The organism is Aestuariivirga sp. (genome assembly GCF_046093005.1).
GTDB lineage: Bacteria > Pseudomonadota > Alphaproteobacteria > Rhizobiales > Aestuariivirgaceae > Aestuariivirga.
Genome location: NZ_JBJTER010000032.1, coordinates 1 through 3401, shown reverse-complemented (window position 1 = coordinate 3401; position 3401 = coordinate 1). Strand labels below are relative to the sequence as shown.

The window sequence follows — 3401 nt, the reverse complement described above, 5'->3', positions numbered from 1 at the left end:
GCCTTCACGAGGTCGGCGCTGGCCGTCTCGGCGGCCTTCTGGGCCGCGATGGCGGCCTCCAGGCTCGGCTCGTCCGTCAGGGCCCGGGCCTTCGCTTCGGCCTCACGGCGGGCCGTTTCGGCCGCCTGGCGGGCAAGTCGCTCCCGCTCCTCGCGTTCGCGGCGGGCCCGGGCTTCCTTCTCGCGGAGATAGTCCGTCAGGCGGCGCTCGATGGCGGTCTTGGCCTTTGCGACCGGGTCCGTGATGGCCCGGAAGAAGCCGTCGATATTGCGCCCGCCCTCAAGATAGGGCTCCTTGGCATCGGTCCTCTTCGACTCCGCCGCCTTGGTAAGAGCGGTCAGCTGCTTGATATAGTCCGACACGCGGCCGGCGACATCGTCGCTGTCGATCGCCGGAATGCGCGCGGCGGCGGCGAGGAGTTCGTCGCGGCGGGCGATCAGCTGGCCGTTCTCTTCCGCCAGCCTGTCGCGCAGGGCCCCGCCCAGAAGGAGGTCGGGGGGAGGGGAATTATGGCCGATCAGTTCGGCCAGGGCGTCGGGCATTGTACCGGACATTGTACCGGACATGGGGAAGCGCTCCTCAGAACATGACGGGGGTGCGGTTGATGTCGATGGGCCGGGACGGCATGGCGAAAGGATCGTGGGGCTCATGCCGGACCGCGAAGGCGATGCGGGCGGCGAGGTAGCGGAATTCCTGCTCCGTCACCGGATGGCCCGAGACCCAGGCCCATGCCTCTTCCGGATCGGCGGCAAGACCATTGACCTCGCAGCGGAGGACCTCGTCGGAGAGAAGCTCGCCGGTTTCGGGGCAGATGTCCTGGACCATCCAGATGCGGGCCGGGACGAAGACCCCGCCCCGGACGAGGCGGCGCTTGTACCAGCCGCACCGCGGCGTGCCGTCATTGACGGGCTGGAGGCCGCGCAGCGCCGCCCTGTGCCAGGCATGAAGCACCGCCATGGGCGTCGGCCGCCGCATGGGCACGACGAAGGACGGGCCCTGTCTGGCGAGTGTGGCGATCATGCCGCCACCGCTGCCTTCCGCCGCGCCTCGCGGCCGGCGTGGATGATGCGCGCGGCCTCGTGGCTCCCGGGTCCCTCCGCGATGTCACAGCCATCGAAGCGCCTGGCTTCCCGGAGAGCCAGGACTGATGAAGCCGTCGAATTGTCCATCACGCGGCCTCCGCGAAGTCACGGATCCGCTGCTGGACCAGGCTGTCGATGACGTCGAAGCCGGTCCTGACGGCCCGCTCGATCAGGGCCCAGGCGATGGTGTCGCTGTCCCTGGTGAAGATGACGCCGCCGATTCTGGCGTGGGTGGGTTCCCAGCCGTGCGGACGGCCCCCGACCGGCCGGCAGCGGACGGTCAGCGTGGCGTCGATGTCGGCGGCATGTGCGAGGGTCCAGCCGCGCACGGGCTCGGGCTTGCGGATGCAAAGGGGGAGCTTGCAGTGGATGACAAACCGGGCTTCGTCTGGTGCGGCAGGCATGGGCATCTCCGTGGTGATGCCGGAAGATTATGACGGCACTAATACCGCGTCAAGAGAAAAAGAGGTACAAGTGCCTTACCCTGCCTTCGTGCTGCCTGGCTGGGCCCGTGGGGCGCCGCATCGACGGCCCGCAGCCAGGCCTCGCGAGGCCATGTCTGTGCAAGGCACTCACCCTTCCCCGCCGCATGCGGCGGCGGGTAGTGTCCAGATTCTTTCGCACATTTTTTCAAGCCACGGCGGCTTCGGTTTGGTTTTCGTCGGCCTGAAACAGAGGCCGCATGTTCATGTACCGTTTCGTTGACCACTGGGTCCCCGCTATGTGCCGCAGCCGGGCTGCCGCAAGATTGAGGCAGGATTGCCCGTCCGGGAAAGCTCCAACCACACGTGTCCGACGCCGTATCTCCCGCATGAAGCGCTCCAATCGCGGGCCAGCTGGAGCATGGAGATGCCTTTGGCGGCATTTACCGTGATGCAGATCGCGGCCAGCATGTCGGAGAAGGCCATCTTGCGGGACGCGAAGATCGTGCCGGACGTGACCGAAAACTGGTGAGAGCACGCCTTGCACTTGAACTTGCGGCGCGTGGTTATCTCATAAGCGTCAATACCGCCGCAACGGGGGCAGACTGGAGCGCCTTCCGTCTTGTGCCAGCGGAGCTCGCGGAACATGGTGTAAGCCTTGTCCTCGCCGCCGCGATAGATTTCTTTGAGGCTCAAGGTGCGGGCGGCTGCTGAAAGGAGGAAGTGTTGGCTCATGTGCATCATGTCCGCTACGTATGCATCATATGTGATGCTAGACTACGTAATAGTCGAGTGGTAAACATATCTTATATGATGCATAAGCCGCTTAGGAATTACATGACGAAAGAGCTTCCTGAATGGGAGCGCCGGGTGCAAACCCTGCTCAAGGTCGAGCTGACGAAGCGCAACTTGACCTACAAACAACTTTCCGAAAAGCTGACCGAGATAGGTGTGTCTGAATCCGAGCCGAACATCCGAAACAAGTTGGCGCGGGGTACGTTCAGCGCAGCGTTTTTCGTTCAATGCCTAGCCGCCATGGGGGCAAAGGAAGTGAAGCTCAGCGATGGTTGATCTTGTGAGCCGACAGGATGGCGACAGAATTGTGATCGAGCTGGACCCAGGTCAGCCAATAGAACTTGGCGACTTGTCCGAGAGCTTTGCGGCGCTTGCTCGCATCTATGAGCGGCACTATCGGCCCAACGGGGAATCTGCTCCAAAGCTCTATGTTACAAAACTGGAAACCGGCTCCGTCATTATGGAGGTTGCGCCGTATGCCATAATCATGGGGGCTATTGCGGCGATGGATGGAACCCAAATTGTCGCTGATTTTACCAACCGAATTTGGCGCGGCATCAAGGCATTTTCTACGCCTGCAACGGAATCACCACGCTTGGAACCGCCCAGCGATGACGATGCTCGTGACCTGCGCGAGTTTGTGAAGCCCCTTCTTGGCAAGAAAGGCGCTGAACTAGGGGTTAAACATGCGCGTTATCGCAAGACCGAGAGGGAAACAGTTGTAGAATACGAGTTTGATGAAGCAGAGCTAAACCGTGCAGCTATCAACATAGATAATCATGTTATGCATCCGCCGCTTTTTCCTCTCAAAGATCATGATGCACCGAAGCAGATGACGCAGCGTGAAGTGATGTTGTTCATGCAGCAAGCCAACCGATCGCCGGGCAAAGAGGCGGGCCGCACCGGCGATAGAGGAATAATTCCCGAAGTGGTGGACAAGCCCTTGCCGGTCTATTTTAAAGGTGGATTTGGCCGATTGAAAGAACAGATGACCAAGGACGTAAACCCATTAACGAGCACGTTTGTCGTTGATGTGATTGTACAGTATGTAAATGAAGAACCACGAGCTTACACAGTTTTCAACATCCACCAAGCAATACCG

At 61.2% G+C, this 3401-nt stretch carries 6 protein-coding genes and 2 pseudogenes; 2 read left to right on the top strand and 6 right to left on the bottom strand.

The window, feature by feature from the left end; translation table 11 throughout:
* The 6 genes and pseudogenes from ACKOED_RS02770 to ACKOED_RS02745 form a co-directional block, all read right to left on the bottom strand.
* Positions 1 to 566, bottom strand: a 566-nt coding sequence (locus ACKOED_RS02770) for a hypothetical protein (RefSeq protein WP_408915050.1), incomplete at its 3' end; no start/stop codon positions are given.
* A gap of 13 nt (positions 567 to 579) precedes the next feature.
* On the bottom strand, positions 580 to 1020 hold the full coding sequence (locus ACKOED_RS02765; protein WP_408915049.1) for a hypothetical protein: 441 nt from the start codon (positions 1018 to 1020) through the stop codon (positions 580 to 582).
* A complete protein-coding gene (locus ACKOED_RS02760; RefSeq protein WP_408915048.1) occupies positions 1017 to 1169 on the bottom strand; it encodes a hypothetical protein in 153 nt (50 codons plus the stop codon). Before ACKOED_RS02760 ends, ACKOED_RS02765 begins: the two co-directional genes overlap by 4 nt.
* On the bottom strand, positions 1169 to 1486 hold the full coding sequence (locus tag ACKOED_RS02755; RefSeq protein ID WP_408915047.1) for a hypothetical protein: 318 nt from the start codon (positions 1484 to 1486) through the stop codon (positions 1169 to 1171). Before ACKOED_RS02755 ends, ACKOED_RS02760 begins: the two co-directional genes overlap by 1 nt.
* Before the next feature lie 226 nt (positions 1487 to 1712).
* Positions 1713 to 1907 (bottom strand): annotated as a pseudogene (locus tag ACKOED_RS02750) (transposase); the annotation flags it as partial.
* Positions 1907 to 2239 (bottom strand): annotated as a pseudogene (locus ACKOED_RS02745) (transposase); the annotation flags it as partial. The pseudogenes ACKOED_RS02745 and ACKOED_RS02750, both read right to left, overlap by 1 nt.
* A gap of 102 nt (positions 2240 to 2341) precedes the next feature.
* On the opposite strand from ACKOED_RS02745, the gene ACKOED_RS02740 reads away from it, so the two are divergent.
* Both ACKOED_RS02740 and ACKOED_RS02735 read left to right on the top strand, forming a co-directional pair.
* Positions 2342 to 2575 carry a DUF6471 domain-containing protein gene (locus ACKOED_RS02740; protein WP_408915046.1) on the top strand — a complete coding sequence of 78 codons (234 nt, stop codon included), beginning with the start codon at positions 2342 to 2344 and terminating at the stop codon, positions 2573 to 2575.
* Positions 2568 to 3401 (top strand): hypothetical protein (locus ACKOED_RS02735; RefSeq protein WP_408915045.1); only part of this gene is annotated, 834 nt, incomplete at its 3' end. The genes ACKOED_RS02740 and ACKOED_RS02735, both read left to right, overlap by 8 nt.